At 47.9% G+C, this 17,426-nt stretch carries 16 protein-coding genes; 4 read left to right on the top strand and 12 right to left on the bottom strand.

Translation table 11 applies throughout. The features are described from left to right. Positions 1-272 precede the first annotated feature (272 nt). The 3 genes from GCWU000182_RS05150 to GCWU000182_RS05140 form a co-directional block, all read right to left on the bottom strand. Complete coding sequence (locus GCWU000182_RS05150) at positions 273-875, bottom strand: nitroreductase family protein (protein ID WP_023391725.1); 603 nt, start codon at positions 873-875, stop codon at positions 273-275. 57 nt (positions 876-932) lie between these two features. Beyond that, positions 933-1,385, bottom strand: coding sequence for an Rrf2 family transcriptional regulator (locus GCWU000182_RS05145; RefSeq protein WP_023391724.1), 453 nt, complete (start codon positions 1,383-1,385; stop codon positions 933-935). A gap of 207 nt (positions 1,386-1,592) precedes the next feature. Next, on the bottom strand, positions 1,593-1,802 hold the full coding sequence (locus tag GCWU000182_RS05140) for a hypothetical protein (RefSeq protein ID WP_035364146.1): 210 nt from the start codon (positions 1,800-1,802) through the stop codon (positions 1,593-1,595). A 59-nt stretch (positions 1,803-1,861) separates the two neighbouring features. Between GCWU000182_RS05140 and GCWU000182_RS05135 the strand changes: the two genes are divergently transcribed. After that, entirely contained in the window at positions 1,862-3,535 is a 1,674-nt protein-coding gene (locus GCWU000182_RS05135; protein WP_023391722.1) for a formate--tetrahydrofolate ligase, read from the top strand. 47 nt (positions 3,536-3,582) lie between these two features. Here the strand turns inward: GCWU000182_RS05135 and GCWU000182_RS05130 are convergent, their stop codons facing one another. The 5 genes from GCWU000182_RS05130 to GCWU000182_RS05110 are packed head-to-tail and all read right to left on the bottom strand — an operon-like array spanning position 3,583 to position 6,755. Continuing rightward, a complete protein-coding gene (locus GCWU000182_RS05130) occupies positions 3,583-4,404 on the bottom strand; it encodes an HAD family hydrolase (protein WP_023391721.1) in 822 nt (273 codons plus the stop codon). A 27-nt stretch (positions 4,405-4,431) separates the two neighbouring features. Then, entirely contained in the window at positions 4,432-5,046 is a 615-nt protein-coding gene (locus GCWU000182_RS05125) for a hypothetical protein (RefSeq protein ID WP_035364144.1), read from the bottom strand. 3 nt (positions 5,047-5,049) lie between these two features. Continuing rightward, positions 5,050-5,568, bottom strand: a complete 519-nt coding sequence (locus GCWU000182_RS05120; RefSeq protein WP_023391719.1) for a hypothetical protein — start codon at positions 5,566-5,568, stop codon at positions 5,050-5,052. 20 nt (positions 5,569-5,588) lie between these two features. Beyond that, positions 5,589-6,173, bottom strand: coding sequence for an NAD(P)H-dependent oxidoreductase (locus GCWU000182_RS05115; protein ID WP_023391718.1), 585 nt, complete (start codon positions 6,171-6,173; stop codon positions 5,589-5,591). A 30-nt stretch (positions 6,174-6,203) separates the two neighbouring features. Continuing rightward, the gene (locus tag GCWU000182_RS05110) at positions 6,204-6,755 is read right to left on the bottom strand and encodes a hypothetical protein (protein ID WP_023391717.1); all 552 of its coding nucleotides are present in this window, start codon (positions 6,753-6,755) and stop codon (positions 6,204-6,206) included. 138 nt (positions 6,756-6,893) lie between these two features. Here GCWU000182_RS05110 and GCWU000182_RS05105 point away from each other — a divergent pair, with 138 nt between their 5' ends. Further along, positions 6,894-7,772, top strand: coding sequence for a YitT family protein (locus GCWU000182_RS05105; protein ID WP_035364142.1), 879 nt, complete (start codon positions 6,894-6,896; stop codon positions 7,770-7,772). Between the two features lie 62 nt (positions 7,773-7,834). Here the strand turns inward: GCWU000182_RS05105 and GCWU000182_RS05100 are convergent, their stop codons facing one another. From GCWU000182_RS05100 to GCWU000182_RS05090, 3 genes are read right to left on the bottom strand one after another with little or no spacing between them, the layout of a single operon-like run. Next, complete coding sequence (locus GCWU000182_RS05100) at positions 7,835-9,628, bottom strand: ABC transporter ATP-binding protein (RefSeq protein ID WP_023391715.1); 1,794 nt, start codon at positions 9,626-9,628, stop codon at positions 7,835-7,837. Then, a complete protein-coding gene (locus GCWU000182_RS05095; RefSeq protein ID WP_023391714.1) occupies positions 9,618-11,387 on the bottom strand; it encodes an ABC transporter ATP-binding protein in 1,770 nt (589 codons plus the stop codon). The genes GCWU000182_RS05100 and GCWU000182_RS05095 overlap by 11 nt, the downstream gene beginning before the upstream one ends. Beyond that, positions 11,380-11,835, bottom strand: coding sequence for a MarR family winged helix-turn-helix transcriptional regulator (locus GCWU000182_RS05090; protein WP_035364140.1), 456 nt, complete (start codon positions 11,833-11,835; stop codon positions 11,380-11,382). The genes GCWU000182_RS05095 and GCWU000182_RS05090 overlap by 8 nt, the downstream gene beginning before the upstream one ends. 190 nt (positions 11,836-12,025) lie before the next feature. Between GCWU000182_RS05090 and GCWU000182_RS05085 the strand changes: the two genes are divergently transcribed. Together GCWU000182_RS05085 and GCWU000182_RS05080 are read left to right on the top strand one after the other, a co-directional pair. Further along, a complete protein-coding gene (locus GCWU000182_RS05085; RefSeq protein WP_035364138.1) occupies positions 12,026-12,964 on the top strand; it encodes an ATP-binding cassette domain-containing protein in 939 nt (312 codons plus the stop codon). Then, a complete protein-coding gene (locus tag GCWU000182_RS05080) occupies positions 12,948-13,712 on the top strand; it encodes an ABC transporter permease (RefSeq protein ID WP_023391711.1) in 765 nt (254 codons plus the stop codon). Before GCWU000182_RS05085 ends, GCWU000182_RS05080 begins: the two co-directional genes overlap by 17 nt. Before the next feature lie 97 nt (positions 13,713-13,809). Here the strand turns inward: GCWU000182_RS05080 and GCWU000182_RS05075 are convergent, their stop codons facing one another. Then, positions 13,810-17,406 (bottom strand): P-loop NTPase family protein, encoded by a 3,597-nt coding sequence (locus tag GCWU000182_RS05075; protein ID WP_023391710.1) that lies wholly within the window; start codon positions 17,404-17,406, stop codon positions 13,810-13,812. Between the last annotated feature and the right edge of the window lie 20 nt (positions 17,407-17,426).

Here is a 17,426-nt window from a genome sequence, read left to right as displayed (position 1 = left end):
TTCAACCCACTCCCTAGCCTTGGCCTGGTCCGGTGCGGGCAAAGTGGCCCTTGTGGCCTGCAGGATGGCGGGCGTATGAGTGGCCTTGGAGCGGAGCGACTTAGGCCACCATAGCCCACCAAGGCGGAAGACTCGCCCGGCGAGGCTGGAGCCGGTCCCGCCACAAGGGCCCACTTTGCCCTCAGCACCCGACCTGGCCAAGGCTGACCGAGGCAGACACTAAAAAGACAGAGGTCACTCAGACCTCTGTCCTCCTCAAGCTATCGCTTGTCTTATTTACCGAATGACTTAACTCGATCTTGGTCAGCCATGTATTCTTTGTCGCCAGCTGGCGCTACCACGCTACCGAATGGTGCTTGAGCACGTAATTTCCAAGTAGATGGGATATTGTATTTAGCGGCTACTTTTTCGTCTACTAATGGGTTGTAGTGTTGCACGTTCATGCCGATGTTTTGTTCAGCCAATGCCAACCATACAGCGTATAAGTTGATCCCGTGTGCTTGTTCTGACCAGATTGGGAAGTTGTCAGCGTAGAGTGGGAAGTTAGCTTGCAAGCCTTCTACCACTTCTTGGTCTTCGAAGAAGAGGATGGTCCCAGCCCCTGCTGCGAAACCAGCTAAACGACCTTTAGTCCCTTCAAAAGCTTCCGCTGGGGTTACCTTTTCAAGTTCGCTGTAAGCAATCTCGTTCCAGAAGTCTTCAGAGTCTTTGCCGAATAAGATGACAGCACGGCTAGATTGAGAGTTGAAAGCAGATGGAGCTTCCTTCATGGCTTTTTCGACGATTTCAACTAGGGCATCATTAGATACTGGCAGCTCCTTACCGAGTGCATAAATTGAACGACGTTTTGCTTGTAATTGGTTAAAGTTTGACATATTAATTACCTCTATTCTTTCTATTTGATATGTTCTAATCCCCAAGGGATATTTTATTTACTTAGATGATTGGGCGCTTTGGGCAATGGCCTTTTCTAAATCATCCACCACATCTTGCATGGTGATGCGCTTGAGTTCATTTTCCATGGCGGCTTGGATTTGTATCAATTTGCCATCCACCGCTTGGTGAATATTGCGACCGACCGGACAGTCCTGATGTGGGTTAGGATGGAAGTTAAAGAGTCCCTCCTTGTCAACACTGTCTACCGTGACATAGATATCATAAAAAGTGATGGCATCCAGGGGCTTGGCCAAGCGTGACCCCCCACTGCCTTGACGCGACTCGATAATGCCAGCCGCCTTCAAGCCGGATAGGACCGACCGCACGACCACGGGATTGACCTGAATGCTCTCCGATAGGAAGTTACTGGTCACGCGCTGATGGTCTTGTCTCAAATAGATGACCGCCAATGAATGGATTGCAATGGTAAAGCGACTTGATATTTGCATAGAATCACATCCTATTTCTTACTTTCTGACCATGGTTGTGACGACTTAAGGCTGCTTAAGCAACCATCTGCCTGGTTTACCATTGGCTACTGGGACAACGAGTGGATCTACCCTCCTTTATTGTGAGATGGTAACTTGTAACTTTCTCTGTTACAAGTTTGTGCTTAAATCTTATCACCCACTCTTTTATTTGTCAACCCTCTTGCCTTAAAAATTTATAGGGCTCATTTTTCCTTGATATAGCGCCCTTTCTAGCCAATTTGACTTAACCATAGCGAGTGCGGTGGCAAAATTTTTTGAGGCCAGCAGGCTAGCCCCCTCCCATTTGTCCTGACCCCAAACACGAACGAGGCCATTTTTCTTAGCCCCGGCCATTCGTTTTTTAGTCACAAGGCCTGACATTTCTGTTATAATCATAGCAGAAGCCCCTTGCAAGGGCTGGCCATTACCAAGCATTCTAGGAGGACCACTAATCCATGACCCATTTATCTGATATTGAAATCGCCAACTCTGTTACCCCTCGCCCCATCGAAGACATCGCTGCTTCCGTGGGCTTAAAACCCGAGCAGCTCTTCCGCTACGGCCATCACATCGCCAAAGTGGACCTTGCTTCCTTACCCAAAGAAGCAAGCAAGCCGGGCAAACTGGTCCTGGTGACTGCCATCACGCCAACACCCGCCGGCGAAGGTAAGACTACGACCTCAGTAGGTCTGGCTGATGCCCTGACCCTGATTGGCAAAAAGGCCGCCATCGCCCTGCGCGAACCGTCCCTTGGCCCAGTCTTTGGGGTCAAAGGTGGCGCCGCTGGGGGCGGCTATGCCCAAGTCATTCCTATGGAAGATATCAACCTTCATTTTACTGGGGACTTCCATGCCATCGGCGCAGCTAACAACCTGCTGGCGGCTATGCTGGACAACCACATCCACCACGGCAATGCCCTAGGCATCGACAGCCGTCGCATCACCTGGAAACGGGTAGTCGACATGAACGACCGCCAGTTGCGTCATATCGTCAACGGCCTCCAAGGCAAAATTAACGGAGTGCCACGCGAAGACGGCTACGACATCACCGTGGCTTCTGAAATCATGGCGGTCCTCTGCTTGTCGACTAGCCTGTCCGACCTCAAGGAGCGCCTGGCCCGCATCATCGTGGCCTACACCTTCGACGGTCGCCCCGTGACAGCCGCTGACCTCAAGGCTGAAGGCGCCATGGCCACCCTGCTCAAGAATGCCATCAACCCTAACCTGGTTCAAACCCTGGAAGGCACTCCTGCCTTTGTCCATGGCGGACCATTTGCTAACATCGCCCACGGCTGTAACTCGGTTCTAGCTACCAAGCTAGCCCTGCGCCAAGCTGATTATGTAGTCACCGAAGCAGGCTTTGGGGCGGACCTAGGGGCAGAGAAATTCCTAGACATCAAGTGCCGTCTGGCTGACTTAGAGCCTGACGCAGTCGTGCTAGTTGCCACCATCCGGGCCCTCAAGATGCACGGTGGCGTTCCTAAGACCGACTTAGGCCCTGAAAACGTGGAAGCTGTTAAGGCTGGCTTGCCTAACTTGGACAAGCACTTGGCGACTATCCAAGAAGCCTTTGGCCTGCCAGTGGTGGTGGCCATCAACAAGTTCCCAACCGACACCGAGGCTGAACTCGAGGCCGTCTACCAAGCCTGCAAAGCCCGTGGCGTCGACGTGTCCATTTCCGATGTGTGGGGCCAAGGCGGGGCCGGCGGTCGCGATTTGGCTGAGAAAGTGGTGGCTCTGACGGAGGCAGCTAAGGACTTCCGCTACATCTACGACCTGGGAGATTCCATCCAAGACAAGATCACCAAGATCGTTCAAAAGGTCTACGGTGGCGCAGGCATCAGCCTGACCCCAGCGGCCAAGCGTGAGCTCAAGGAGTTAGAAGACCTTGGTTTCGGCCAACTGCCAATCTGTATGGCCAAGACCCAGTACTCCTTCTCCGACAATGCTAGCCTGATTGGGGCACCTAAGGACTTCACCGTCACCATTAAGAAACTCAAAGTCTCAGCCGGCGCCGGCTTCATCGTGGCCTTGACCGGTGACATCATGACCATGCCAGGTCTGCCTAAATCCCCTGCCGCTGAACGTATCGACATCGATGCCGACGGCAAGGTGACCGGCCTCTTCTAATCTAATAAACAAGCAAAGAGCCCCTGCCCAATGGCAGAGGCTCTCTTTTATTGCTTTTGTAAACTTGGCAAATAGTGCAGCAAGGCGTAGGCCACACCGTCTTCTTCATTAGACAGGGTCACATAGTCGGCCTGGGCCTTAATGGCCTCACTGGCGTTGGCCATGACCACCGCCTGGCCGACCACTTGGAACATGGCCAGGTCATTGGCCCCATCGCCAAAGGCCATGAGTTCCTGGCGGGTCAGCCCTTCTCGCTCCTGGATATACTGGATGCCTAGAGACTTCTGAGCCAGACGCGGCGTCACTTCCAGATAAGGAATGCTGGTCTGGTAGAGACCGATTTCGGCTTCTGGATAGGCTGCTGGCAGATAGGCTTTGACGGCTTCCATGAGCTCATGGTCGAAAGTCACCAGCATGAGCTTGAAAACCTTGCGCCAAGGGGCCTGGAAGAAATCCTCATAGTCCACCAGGACATAGTCGAGGCCGGTCAAGTTCTGCTCGTAGGCCACACAGTCATCGTAACGGTCCACAAACCAGGTCTGGTCATCGAAGACACTAATGCTGAGATCAGGATAGCGCCCTCTTAAATCCAGGACCAGGGTCTTGGCCAAGTCATAGTCCATCCGGACCTCATGAATAACTTGGTAGCCCTCAGGGCTGGCCTGGAAGATATAGCCCCCATTGAAGCCCACATGGACATCATGCAGCCCTAGTTGATCGATGGCCTCCCGCATTTCCATAGGCGAGCGGGCCGAGACCAGGGTCAGGGGCAGGCCCACTTGGCGAATGACCTGGGCCGTCTCCGGGCTAATGCGGCCGTCCTCCCGCAGAATGGTGCCGTCCATATCGGAAAAAAGATGTTTAATCATGGTTGCCTCCTTGCTAGCTTGTGCTTACTAGTACTCCGCCTTGGCAAAGTATTCCTTGAGCTCGTCAATGGCGATTTCTAAGTCTACTTCTTCTGCCTTCTTGGGCAGGCGTAACTCTAGGACTTGCCAGTTAGCCAGGGACACAATCAGATAGCGAGTTTTCTGCAGTCGGCCCCACAAGTTGCGTTGATGGCGACTAGACTCAGCTGGCCGCATATTCTGGTCGGGCTCTTCCCAGTTAATATCGAAGTCCAGGGTCAGAATATCATTGAAATGCCAGACCTCTAGTCCATCGCCCCAGAAGATCAGGTGGTTCTGATAGACCATGCAGGTAATCTCCGGCCACTCCCGGTCGGGTTGGAAGTCATCGCTTTCCACTTGGGGATAGTTTTGGACTAGGTAGTGCCAACGCTCCTTATTGTGGCGGCGAATGAGCCAGCATTGGCGGATTAACCAAATCAAGCGAGCGATTAGAAGCGAACCAAAAATTAGAAGTGGGACGCCCACTACATACATTAAGATTAGGCTGAATAGGCAACGAGCAATGGCGCCATAGCGCGAGCGGAGGCCTAGGCCATAGATGCGGTGCCTCGGGAAATGACTATTAGGCAGAGGACCTGGTGGGGTAGCTTTTTGCGGCATAGTTTACTCCTTAGTTTGACAATCTAATGCTAAGCGCTCTTCTAGGTAGGCGATCTTAGCCAAGTCTTTATGGTTATTTTGATCATTACGATAGGAATCCTGGGAAGAGGCCCGGTAGATAGCCAGATACTGGCTCATAGTAGGTAAATAGAAGCGGACCCCCTGACAGTCTTCCAGGGGCAGGTCTTCCAAGGCTACGCCGGCAAAGTCTGGCAAAGTATCCAGAGCGCCAAACTCCACTGAGCCGGCAGGCCCTTGGAATTCATGCTCGTGTCGATCTACCAAGACATAGCCCAGTTCCTCCATGAGTTCTTCAAGCAGCTCAAAGTCATAGATACGTAAGTGGTCAGGCGCCTCCCACCCCCGCGGGTCACCCGGCACATGAATGTCCAGGTCGCGCGCCTGCCAGGAGCGGCCCGTCCGAACTTCCAGACCGACCGACCCCATCAAAAGTGGCACAAGGCCCCGCTCATTAAGGGCTCTAGCAATGCTTAAAAAGGCGTCAAATAAGGGACTGGTCATCAACTAACTTGGCTCCCTTCTCAGAGGCTGGCCGCCTGGGCTTGAACTTTATCTAGGAAGGCCGCAATTTTCTCAGGCTTGCTGCCACGCACATAGGCTAATTGGCTTTGTTGGACTGGCTTAATGCCCACCATGCGCAGAATATGGCGAGCTAAAACGCGACCATAATCCTGCATGAAGAGGCGGGCGAAGAAGCCTACTGTATCGTGGGTGGTAATGACCCAGCCCGTTCGGCCCTTAAGCAGGGCTTGAGGGATTGGATTATCACTATAATCATAGGCAAAGCCCTTAACCAAAACGCGATCAACAAAGCCCTTGAGTATAGCAGGCATGCCGCCCCACCAAATAGGATAGATGAAGATCAGATGGTCAGCCCAAGTCACCAAGTCACGATAAGGAGCCATTTGAGGGTCCTTGTCTAAATCGCGACGTTTATGGTCTTGGTCGAAGACTAGGCAGGGATCGAAGCCCTTTTCCTTGTGCTCCTGGTAGAGATCCAAGGTCTTGACCTCATGGCGGCCCGCCAGCCCAGCCTGCACGCGGGCTAGGATCTGAGCATTGAGACCTTGATGATTTGGGTAGGCATAAACAATTAAGACTTTCATGGTAATAACCTCCTTATAATCTACGCGGTATTAGTCGCTTTGCTCCTCCTCGGCCAAGAGACGTTGGAAGCCATACTCGTAGAGGTAGCTGGCCAGACGGGTTAGGACGACAGGACGTTGGGCAATTTCGGCTTGAACGCGGACCATGGCATCCACTGAGACCTGGAGGCGCAAGGTGGCCTGGCGGTAGCGCCAGTGGTTATAGACATTCATAGCGACTAGGAAGACTAGGCAGAGCGAGGTCAGGTTCCAAACAAACTGGTCTGGCCTTAGCGCTAGGAGCCCCGTCAGCATGGTCTTTAAGAAAGGCCAGGCCTGGTCCAAATGACCATTCAAGAATGTTACTACTAGGACCAAAAGGGCAAAGCCCAAGATAAAGAGCAGACCATCTGTTAGGGTATCAAGCAGAGCCAGCAGGGACTGGACGATTTTCTTAGCGGTCAGACCACTTAGGTCCTGCTTAATCAGCTCCTGGTAGCGATCGTAGTCGCGCTCAGTCAGGTCAGCCTCTTCTCGCTCTAGCTGAAGGACCAGCTTGTCCCTGTCCTCTGGACTCAGTTTCCTGACATTGCTTGGCTCCATCTTAACACCTCCTTGATAGCTCTATTATAGCACAAAGGCAATTAGCCCCCAAGTCCTCCCCCTTATCCTTGATTTATGTGGTCAGAATTATTAAAATGATAGATGAAAGAGTACACTGTAAAGGATTTGACTTCGATTATGCAACTGCTTGAAGGCGTCTATGCCCCCCACCAACACAAACGACTCAAAGACATTCTCTTCCTGGTCATCGGCATCCTACTTTTTAGTGTCTATGCCGGCCTGCTAGTCCCTTATAACGGGATTGGGGCCAGCGGCACTATCGGGATTGGGCTGATTATGCAGAAGTATTTCGGCATTCCCATCGGGACCACCCAATTAGCCCTCAACGTCCCCCTCTTCTACATTGCCTACAAATATATTGGCAAGCAATTTCTCCTACTAACCGGGGCCACTATCTTGGCCTCCTCCTTCCTCATTAACAACCTGCCCAATATGGTAGCCCCAGTTGAACTCAACGATTCCCTAGTGGCCGCCATCTTCTGTGGTATTATCTCGGGGATTGCAATGAGCTTTCTGCTGATTGCGGGTGCTTCAACAGGTGGGACCGACATTACCGGTAAATTCCTGGCCAAGCGCTTCAAATGGAGCATCCCGACGGTCTTCCTCATGCAGGACATCCTGGTCTACAGCTTGATTTGGCTGACCTTCGACATTCAACACGTCATGTATGCCCTGATTATGAGCTTCGTCCGTAACCAGACCATGAAGAACATCCAACGCTTCTTCTCGGCCTATATCCAATGTTCCATTATCTGTCTCAATCCGCAAGAAGTCGTGTCTGCCATCAACTCCCGTCTGGGCCGGGGCTCGACCATTATTGAAGTGGAAGGTGGCTATTCCCACCAGAAACAATACATGATTATCCTCATTATTCAGCAAAATGAGCTGCATACCCTCAAGAAAATTATCGCCCAAACCAGTCCCAAGTCCTTCATCACCATTACCAACATCAACAACATCTTGGGCAACTTCAAGGAACACTCCTACGAATTATAAGACAACAAAAGGCTGGCACCCAGAGCGGGATGCCAGCCTTTTTTGTCTACTTATTTTTAGCCTTAAGCCAAGAGTTCTTCGAAGTCCATGCCACTAGAATTCTTATCGAACTGGCTGTTATAGAGGTCCGCATAGAAGCCGCCTTGAGCCATGAGCTCCTGGTGGTTGCCTTGTTCGATAATACGACCTTCCTGCATGACCAGGATATAGTCGGCATTTTTAATAGTCGACAGACGGTGGGCGATGACGAAGGAAGTCCGCCCCTCCATGAGGGTATCCATGGCCTGTTGAATCAGTTCTTCGGTCCGGGTATCCACCGAAGAAGTGGCCTCGTCCAAGATCAGCAGTGGAGCGTCCTTAAGCAAGGCGCGGGCAATGGTCATGAGCTGCTTTTGCCCGACCGACAAGGTGACCGTGTCATCCAGGACCGTGTCGTAGCCCTTAGGCAGGGTCATAATATAGTGGTGGACGCCAGCCGCCTTGGCCGCCTCGATCACTTGGTCGTCACTAATGCCAGTCTGGTTGAAGATGAGGTTTTCCTTGATGGTCCCTTCAAAGAGCCAGGTATCCTGCAGGACCATGGCGAAGGCATCATGGACTTCCGACCGCTTCATTTGGGCCAGGTCTACGCCATCAATGGCGATGGTCCCCTGGTTGATTTCATAGAACTTCATAAGCAGGTTAACAATGGTCGTCTTACCTGCCCCGGTCGGCCCTACAATGGCAATCTTCTTACCAGGACGGGCTTGGGCCGTAAAGTCATTAATGATGGTCTTATCAGGCGAATAACCGAAGGTGACCTGGTCGAAGGTGACCTGCCCCTTAATGTCGGTCAAGGCCTGTGGCAAGTCGTGGTCATCCGCCATTTCTTCTTCATTGAGGAATTCGGAGACCCGACTCATGGCTGCTCCCGCTTGTTGCAGGGAAGTCATGCCTTGGGCCAGTTGGGAAATGGGTTGGGCGAAGATTCGCACATAGACCATAAAGGCCACGATGGTCCCCATGGTCACGCCACTGCCCTCTTGCAAGGCCAAGATAGCCCCAACAATAATGACTAGGACGTAGGCGAAATTGCCAATGAAAATCATAAGCGGCATCATAATGCCCGAGATAAATTGAGACTTCCAGATGCTGTCATGGAGTTGACCATTGAGTTTGGCGAACTGGGCCAGAGACTCAGGTACGGCATTGTAGCTGGTGACCACATTGTGGCCCGAATAAGTTTCCTCGACGAAGCCATTGACGGCCGCCAAGTTGACTTGTTGGGCCTTGAAGAAGCCTTGGGCCCGCATACCGATAAACATAATCAGGATAAAGCCCACGAAGACAGAAATTACCGTCACCAGCGAGAGGATGACATTGGCGGTGAACATCATAATCAGGACCGCGACTATCATGATAACCGAAGAAATCACATTGGCCAGACTCTGGTTAAGGGATTGACCGACGGTGTCCACATCGTTAGTCACCCGTGACAGGGTATCCCCTTGGGAATGACTATCGAAGTAGGCCAAGGGAAGACGGTTAATCTTGGTGGCGATGGCCCGGCGAAGACGCTGGGACAGGCGCTGAATCATGGTGGTGATAATGAAACCTTGGAGGTAGTTAATCACCGCCCCGAAGGCGTAGAGCCCGGCCAGCAAGAAACCCACCGCTGAGATGGCCTTGAGGTCCATCTTGCCTGACATGCCTTGGCCAATCAGGTTGGTCATTTCTTCCAACTTCCGTGGCCCATAGACCGTAATCATGCTGGAAATGGTCGCCCCAATCAGAGCCAAGACCAAGGGCAGTTGAAAGCCTTGAATATAAGGTTTAATTCCCTTAAAGAGGGATGGTTTGGATGTCTTATTGGCCATCTTCTAATTCCTCCTTGGATAATTGAGAGTAAGCAATTTCGCGATAGACTGCATTGTCTTTGAGCAATTCCTTGTGGGTCCCTTGGCCGACCACCCGACCTTGGTCTAGGACCAGAATCAAGTCAGCCTCCATAATGGTGGAAATCCGTTGGGCCACAATCAACTTGGTCATGTGGGCTGTCTCCTTGGTCAAAGCCTCACGCAAGATGCGGTCGGTCTTATAGTCTAGGGCTGAGAAGGAATCGTCGAAGATCAAGATTTCTGGCTTACGCGCTAGCGCCCGGGCAATGGCCAGACGTTGACGTTGACCCCCTGAGAAGTTGGTCCCGCCTTGGGCCACATGCTCGGCTAGGCCGCCTTCCTTGGCCTCCACAAAGTCCTTAGCTTGGGCCAATTCAAGGGCCTGCCACATCTTGGCTTCCGTCAGTGGGCTTTCTAAGCTATCCCCCATGTCCAGGTTGGACTGGATGTCGCCTGAGAAGAGGACGGCCTTTTGGGGAATATAGCCTACTCGCTTGCGCAGTTCGCTTAAGTCGTAGTCAGCCACGTTGACGCCGTCGACCAGAATCTGGCCTTCTGACACATCATAGAAGCGCGGAATCAGGTTAACCAGGGTGGATTTACCTGAACCGGTTGAGCCGATAAAGGCCACGGTTTGGCCAGCTTGGGCCTGGAAGGATACATCTTGGATGACCGGCTCGGCTTCTTGGGCATAGCGGAAGGTCACATTTTGGAAGGTGACTTGCCCCTTAAGACTTGGGTCTGGAGACTGGCCTTGGGCTGGTGAATGAATACTTGGCTCCAATTCTAGAACTTCATTGATCCGGCCCGCTGCCACCAAGCTACGGGGCAGGATGAAGAAGATAATCCCCATTAAGAGGAAGCCGATGACAATCTGCATAGCATAGGACATGAAGACAATCATGTCGCTGAAGAGGCCAACTTTATCAAATAAGTTAGCGGAAGCAATCAGGTAGGCCCCAATCCAATAGATGGCCAGGGTCAAACCAGAGGAAATCCCCGACATGATAGGGTTGAAGATGGCCATGAGGTTGTTAACGAAGAGGTTGAGTCGGGTCACTTCATTGTTAGTGGCTTCGAACTTGGCATCTTGGTAGTCCTCAGCATTATAGGCCCGAATGACCCGAATCCCCATCAGGCTCTCGCGGGTAACGGCATTGAGCTTATCGGTTAATTTCTGTATAACTGCTTGCTTAGGAAAGGCCAAGGTCATGAGGACTACGGTCATTAAAATGTTGATTAAGACCGCTACCCCCACTGCCCACAGCCAGGCCTCAGACTTGCCCACAATCTTGGTCATGGCCCAAATAGCCATAATGGGACCGCGGACAATGACTTGGAGGCCCATGGTAATCAGCAGCTGAATCTGGCTGATGTCATTAGTGGTCCGGGTCAAGAGGGAGGGAATGCTGAAGCGTTTGATTTCAGCATCCGAATAGCTAAGCACTTGGCTATAGATGTCCGATCGCAAACGGGTGGTATATCTAGCAGCCAAGCGGGCAGATAGGTAACCCACCATGACTAGGCTAGCAAAACTAGCCAGGGATAGGCCTAACATGAGGGCGCCAGGGCCCATTAACTGGTCTAGGCCCACGCCAGGTGTTTGTAAGAGGGTGGCCACTTCCTTCATATAACTTGGAACTTCTAAGTCCAAGTAGACGGCTAGGAAGATGAAGGCCACGGTAAGACCCACCATGCCCCATTCGCGGGCGCTGAGTCGCTTAATTAATTTAAACATGGTCTACTCCTTTATATTGAATATGTTCCAGATTTTGCGTCAATTGGCGGATTACCCGATGGAAGACTGCTAGATCTTGCTCGCTGAGTCCTTCCAGCAATTGGTCGTGGATGGTGGTCAAGAAATGACCGACCTGGGCTTGCTTGACTAGGCCTTGCTCGGTCAGGGTCACATACTTGCGCCGCTTGTCGCGAGGATCCGGCTTAATGTCAATCAGCTGATTCTTCTCCATACGCTTGAAGAGTTGGCTAGCCACAGGCTTGGAGATTTTCATTTTCTCTGCGACTTCCATCATGGTAACCGGTCGCTCTTGGTGGTGGAAGAGATAGGTCACTACCCGCCCTTGGGGTCCAGCTAACCAGTCCATCCCGGCTTCCTTGGCCAGGTTCTGGGCTTGATTTTTAAGGCGATGGCTGAAGACCACCGTATCATGGATACAACCTTCCATTGGCATCCCTCCGTCAATAGTTATCATGCTAACTATTTTAGCATAGGCCCAAGCCCTTGGCAAGTTCCAGCCCTCTCGACAAAACTTTAGAAATACTTTAGAATTGCTTGAGAGATATTTGATTTTTAGGTCCTATACTAAGAACTACCAAGGAGCCAAGCTCCTAATTAGCAGAAAGGACGTGTTCAACATGACCCCCATCCTTAGCACCCAGTCCCTAACTAAAAACTATGCCTCTGGCCCGGCCCTGACCCAGGTCAGCCTCAGCCTAGAAGAAGGCGACATCTACGGCTTAATCGGCCAAAATGGGGCCGGTAAGACGACCCTACTCAAGCTTATCACCAGACTCATTCACCCTACTTCAGGCACCGTCTCCCTCTTCGGCTCTAGCAGCGACCGGGAGTGGAGCCAGGCCCTGACTCGGGTGGGTGCCGTCATCGAGTCGCCAGCCGCCTTCCCTAATCTGTCGGCCTACGAGAACCTGCGCTACCAAGCCACCCTCCTCTGCCTACCCCAAGCCGAGCAAGTCATCCAGGAGACCCTGGAACTCATCGACTTGCAGAATGCCGGTCGCAAGCCCTTCAAGGACTTCTCTTTGGGGATGAAGCAACGCCTAGCCATTGGCCTGGCGATCTTGGCCAAGCCCGACCTGCTCATTTTGGATGAGCCGGTCAATGGCCTAGACCCCATCGGCATTAGCGACTTGCGCGCCCTCCTCCTCCGCCTCAACCGCGAGTTAGGCATGACCATGATTATTTCCAGCCACATCCTAAGCGAGCTCCAGCAAGTGGCCAACCGCTTTGGCTTTATCAAAGATGGACGGCTAATTAAGGAAATCTCCAAGACTGAATTCGATAGCCTGTCCGAAGACTATATTGTCCTCAAGACCCATGCGGTGGAAGCTGCCAGCCGTCTGCTAGAAAGCCAGTTCAGCTATCCCTTCAAGGTGGTGGCCGAAACGGGTGAAATCCATGTCTTCGCGCCTGCCAACCAGTTGTCGGCTGTCAATACCGCCCTGGTTCAAGGCCAAGTGGCCCTGGATGAGATTTATTATGCTAAGCAGAACCTAGAAAACTACTTTACCCAATTGATTCACGAGGAGGATGCTCACCATGTTAGCCATTCTTAAAGCCGATTTCCGCCGCCTGATTCATTCAAAGGGTTTCTGGACCATGGAAATCCTGCTACTGGCCTTCAACTTCCTCATTGTCCTCCTAGCTCATCCTACCGTCCTCAAGTTTATCTCGGGCCTCCAAGGAGTCAGCGGTGCCGAGGGCCTGGAGCAGCTGAGATTGGATGGTTTGACCGCTGTCAGCCAGGCCATTGAGAGTGGAGCTGGTATTCAGATCTTTATGCTCTTTTTGACCCTCTACTTGGTGGGGCCTGAACTCAACCACCAACTCTATAAAAATTCTCTGTCCGCCGGCATCTCCCGCTTCAGCTACTACTTCAATAAATGGCTGATGATTTTCCTCTTAACCGGCTTCAACCTCTTCCTCTACACCAGCACCCGCTATCTATATGCCAGTCTCTTCCTGGATATGTCGGGCCTAAGTCCCGAGGTGCTTGGACAAGGAGTCCAAGTCCTCCTGCTCCAATGGCTCTTCATCCAATTCTGGGTGGCCGTCATCCTGACCCTCCTCCACTTGACCCACTCCATCCCCATCAGCCTGGTCTTTTTCTTCCTATTCGGACCTACCGCCAATTATCTGGCCATGCTCTTGCCAAAAAACACCTGGCTGCGCTATGTCGATGTGCAAGCCGACTTCGCCCTCCTATCAGACCCCAATCTAGCTCTGGCCGTGGGCCTGTCGCTAGTCCTAAGTACCATCTTCGGCTGCCTAGGCTACCAGATTTTCAAAAGACGTGACTTATAATAAAAGAAGCTAGGATGTAGGTCCTAGCTTCTTTTAATTCATAATATTCAAATCAGCTTACATAGGCTTCAATTTATCAACACTCTATTATCGCTAGTTAGAATTCTCTTTCCTTTTCGAGTAAAATTTCATTTTGAAAAGCACCTATTGATTTCTCAATTCGACTTACAAGATTAATATATCTAATATCGTCAGAAAATATGTATCTTATCATCTCTAGTCGGCTAATTTGTTTTTCTAAAACCGGAATTTGGCTTCCATTCCAACTAGTAGAATACTTATGAAAATGAATCTTCATGTACGTTGATAGACCGTATCCTCTATCTTTCATGAGATTATATGCACTTATCATATCATTTGGATCTAAAACTTCAGTACCTATATTAATTACTTTTATAAACTCTTCTTCATCCGAAGATCTACTTAATAATTCCAATATTAAATCCTGTCTATTCTTTAACAGCTTTTTCAGACACGTATTATTATAGTAAAATAGTAAATCGCCCTCTCTTATAATATAAAGAGCAAACCCCATAATTAATTCGTCAAAGAACTCATAATTTTTTAGTCGGTAAAGAATGCTCTCCAATATTTGTCCGTTAAGAGTCTCGTTTTTATATAGTTCCTTAAGTACCTCAAGTCCAAAGCTTAGATTATGTTTGATCAATAAGCCAAGTAAGGAGCAAGATTCATCTATAGGTTTATCTAGATTCGAAAAATAGAGACTCTCCAAGATGTCATAATTAATAACTTTTACTATTTGTATAGCCTCTTCATCACGTATATAATTTGGTATCCAAAAATATTCAGAATCAGATTTCAGAATACCTTTTGATAGTAAACCTGGACAGAACTCTTCAAATTTCAAAAAAGAGATAATCGAATAGTACAATGGGACTGAATAATCCTTCAATAGCTCAATGAGGCTGTCGTATTGTTCTTTTGTGACCTCTTTTGCCATTACGAGAGTAGCTAACCGCCATTCAGTTTTATGCAAATCTGGTATAAAGCTTAATAGATCGCTATAGTTAAGAGGGGAAACCTCACGTAAAAAGTCGGACGGTTGTAATCCGAATGGCCTATAATTTGCTTTTAACATAGCTTGGATAAATCTACATTGTTCTAAAAACGGCAAATTTTTATATAGATTATACAACACATTTTCAACATTATTACCAGAGAGCATTTCATCTACGTCGGTTATTAGCTTTAGGTTTACGAAAAATGGTTCCCATTCTCCCTCATACTCATTTGCAATCCGGGCGATTTCTTCCTCATGCTTAGGCTTATATGGATATGCTAAACTACGAGACGAAATAATTCCGTAAACCTTTTGACGCTCTGAAACTTCATATCCTTCAAAAGCGTTGCTACCAATTTGATTGGATAACTCACATAGTTGATATAGTGCCTTTTCTTCTAACACAGAAAGATTTTGCATCTCACAGAAAAATGTGCTTCTTATCTTTGCCAAATCAGATTTAATCGTCTTAGAATGAGATACTAGATATTTTTTACTGTCTTCACTATACTTCAGCAGCAGATTGATAATGTACTTTTCATGCTCTGCCCCACAAAACATATATATATTGTTCAGATTCTCAAATATCTTTTCTCTATATTCTATGATAAGCTCATTTTCAGGAAGTGTGTATGCAATATGCGAAAAACAACTTTCTGTTAATACAACGCTTTCTCGATATAGTTTTAAAAAATCTTCGTATACTACAACACTGAGGCTTGTTATATTTTTTACATCAATCTCATTAGTATTACTTAAGATTTCTATGACTTCTCCCATAAAAGAATAGTCTCCGCCATTCTTCAGGAGAGAGTTAAAGCAATTGACTAATACTTTAAAAATCTGATTAACTATACTTGGTTTATTACTTAAGTATCCAAATAAGAGTTGCAACGAGACCTTAATGTGACCAGTCTCAATTAATGTGCTTAACAGTCTGAGTAGTTTATCTCGAACTGAATTATTCTTGTTCGCTATCTGTTCAATAGTTATAGGAACTTGCACTAGTTCTTTATTCGCCTGCAAAATAGCTTTATTAACAAATTTAATTGTTTCGTACGGTACCAAAGAACCAAAAGACAACAGAAACTCTTCTTGAGCCTCACAATCATCATTCGGTATCTTGGAGTAGTAAGTAGCCGCTCCCCTCTGAACGGCATTCCAAAATTGATTATCTTTATAATATATTTGAGACTGAGCTAGCATTTCTACAAAACGCTTTCTATCAATGCTATATAATATTTCAAATAGGCCGCTAATAGCATTTTTGCTAGTACTCAAGTACTTGAGCACTACATAATCACCTAAGGTTTGATCCGCAATCTTGCAAATGTACTCACTGTGAATATCAATAAGTTCCTTTTTATAGAGTCCTTTGATTCGATCTTCTACCTCTAAATCATTCACTTGAAATAAGTCTGCTAATTTAGAATAAACTACATTTTCTTTTCTATCCTTATACTTAAGCCGATTTAGAAAATACACAATGAACAAGACATTTAGGTCTCCAGAATCTACTTCGCTTGACGATAGAATCTCCTCATAGTAATCCCTCAATATCTCATAACAATTCGCATATTTCTTCGATTTTTCCTTTTTCGATAAAATTGCAGCCAAAACCAATAATCGAGGATTGTTTTGTCCGGCCTCAATAAGATCTTGAATAGTCTTTGAATGAATATTATCGTTCGAAAATTGCCTAATCAAATCTTTTCTTTCATCTAACCCCAATTCTTTTACAGAGATTTCCATATATTGATATTTCTTAAGATATGGCTCAATAGATTCTCTGGAATACGATCTACAGGTTACGATAAATTTTATTTTTTCATCAAAATTCAGTAATGCAATAACTGCCTCATAATCCGATACCAAATTGACATCATCAATGAAAACTACTGTATCTTTGCCTCCGTCAATAAATCTCTTAAGGTCTTGATAAGTCGCCTGTCCGTTGCTTTTTATACATAGTACAATGTATCCTTTTTTCTCCAATTCTTTACATATTTCAATTCCCAGTCTTGTTTTGCCTACTCCAGCATTATCAGCTATTAGTAAAACTTGAATATCCGATTCTATTAAAGATACGTAATTGTCTACGCTCCCACCTAAATAATCATTTGAAATAGGCGCATTAGTTTTACTATGATCATGTATTTTTATGAAACTTTCAATATCCCATACTTGATCAGTAGATTCACTCACCCCTAAAAAATCTCTAGCAATGTAATGATAACCAATATTATAGCATAACGTATTTGCAATCTCATTGATACCAATCAATTCTAATTCATAAGGGCTTGCTTCTTCTTCAAATTTCTTTTTCTTCTCAGGCCCAATATTTGAGCTCGTATGACAACATATTATTTTCTCTATCTGCTCAGTACCTAAGCCGAGTTTTTCAATCTTTTCTTTTACTGACTTAATATCCCCCGATATTTTCTTTTTTACTTGTGCATGAGTCCCATACATCACAAAAATTTGCTTACCGTTCGGAAGTACTAAATAAGTATCTGGAATTCCTTTTGTGGGCTTATTTGTTCCTTCTTGTGATCCTAATGCGATAAGTTTATAGTCCGGAAACTTTTTCGCTAAAAAAGCATCACATAGTTTCTGAAATTTACCTCCACTCAGCTCTTTAATTTTATTCTCAATCGTATTTATCAGTGACATATGTGCATCTCCATTATAGT

It is taken from the genome of Abiotrophia defectiva ATCC 49176 (genome assembly GCF_000160075.2).
Taxonomy (GTDB): Bacteria; Bacillota; Bacilli; order Lactobacillales; family Aerococcaceae; genus Abiotrophia; species Abiotrophia defectiva.
The sequence above is the reverse complement of the archived record's forward strand: the minus strand, read 5'-3'. Positions and strand labels throughout refer to the sequence as shown.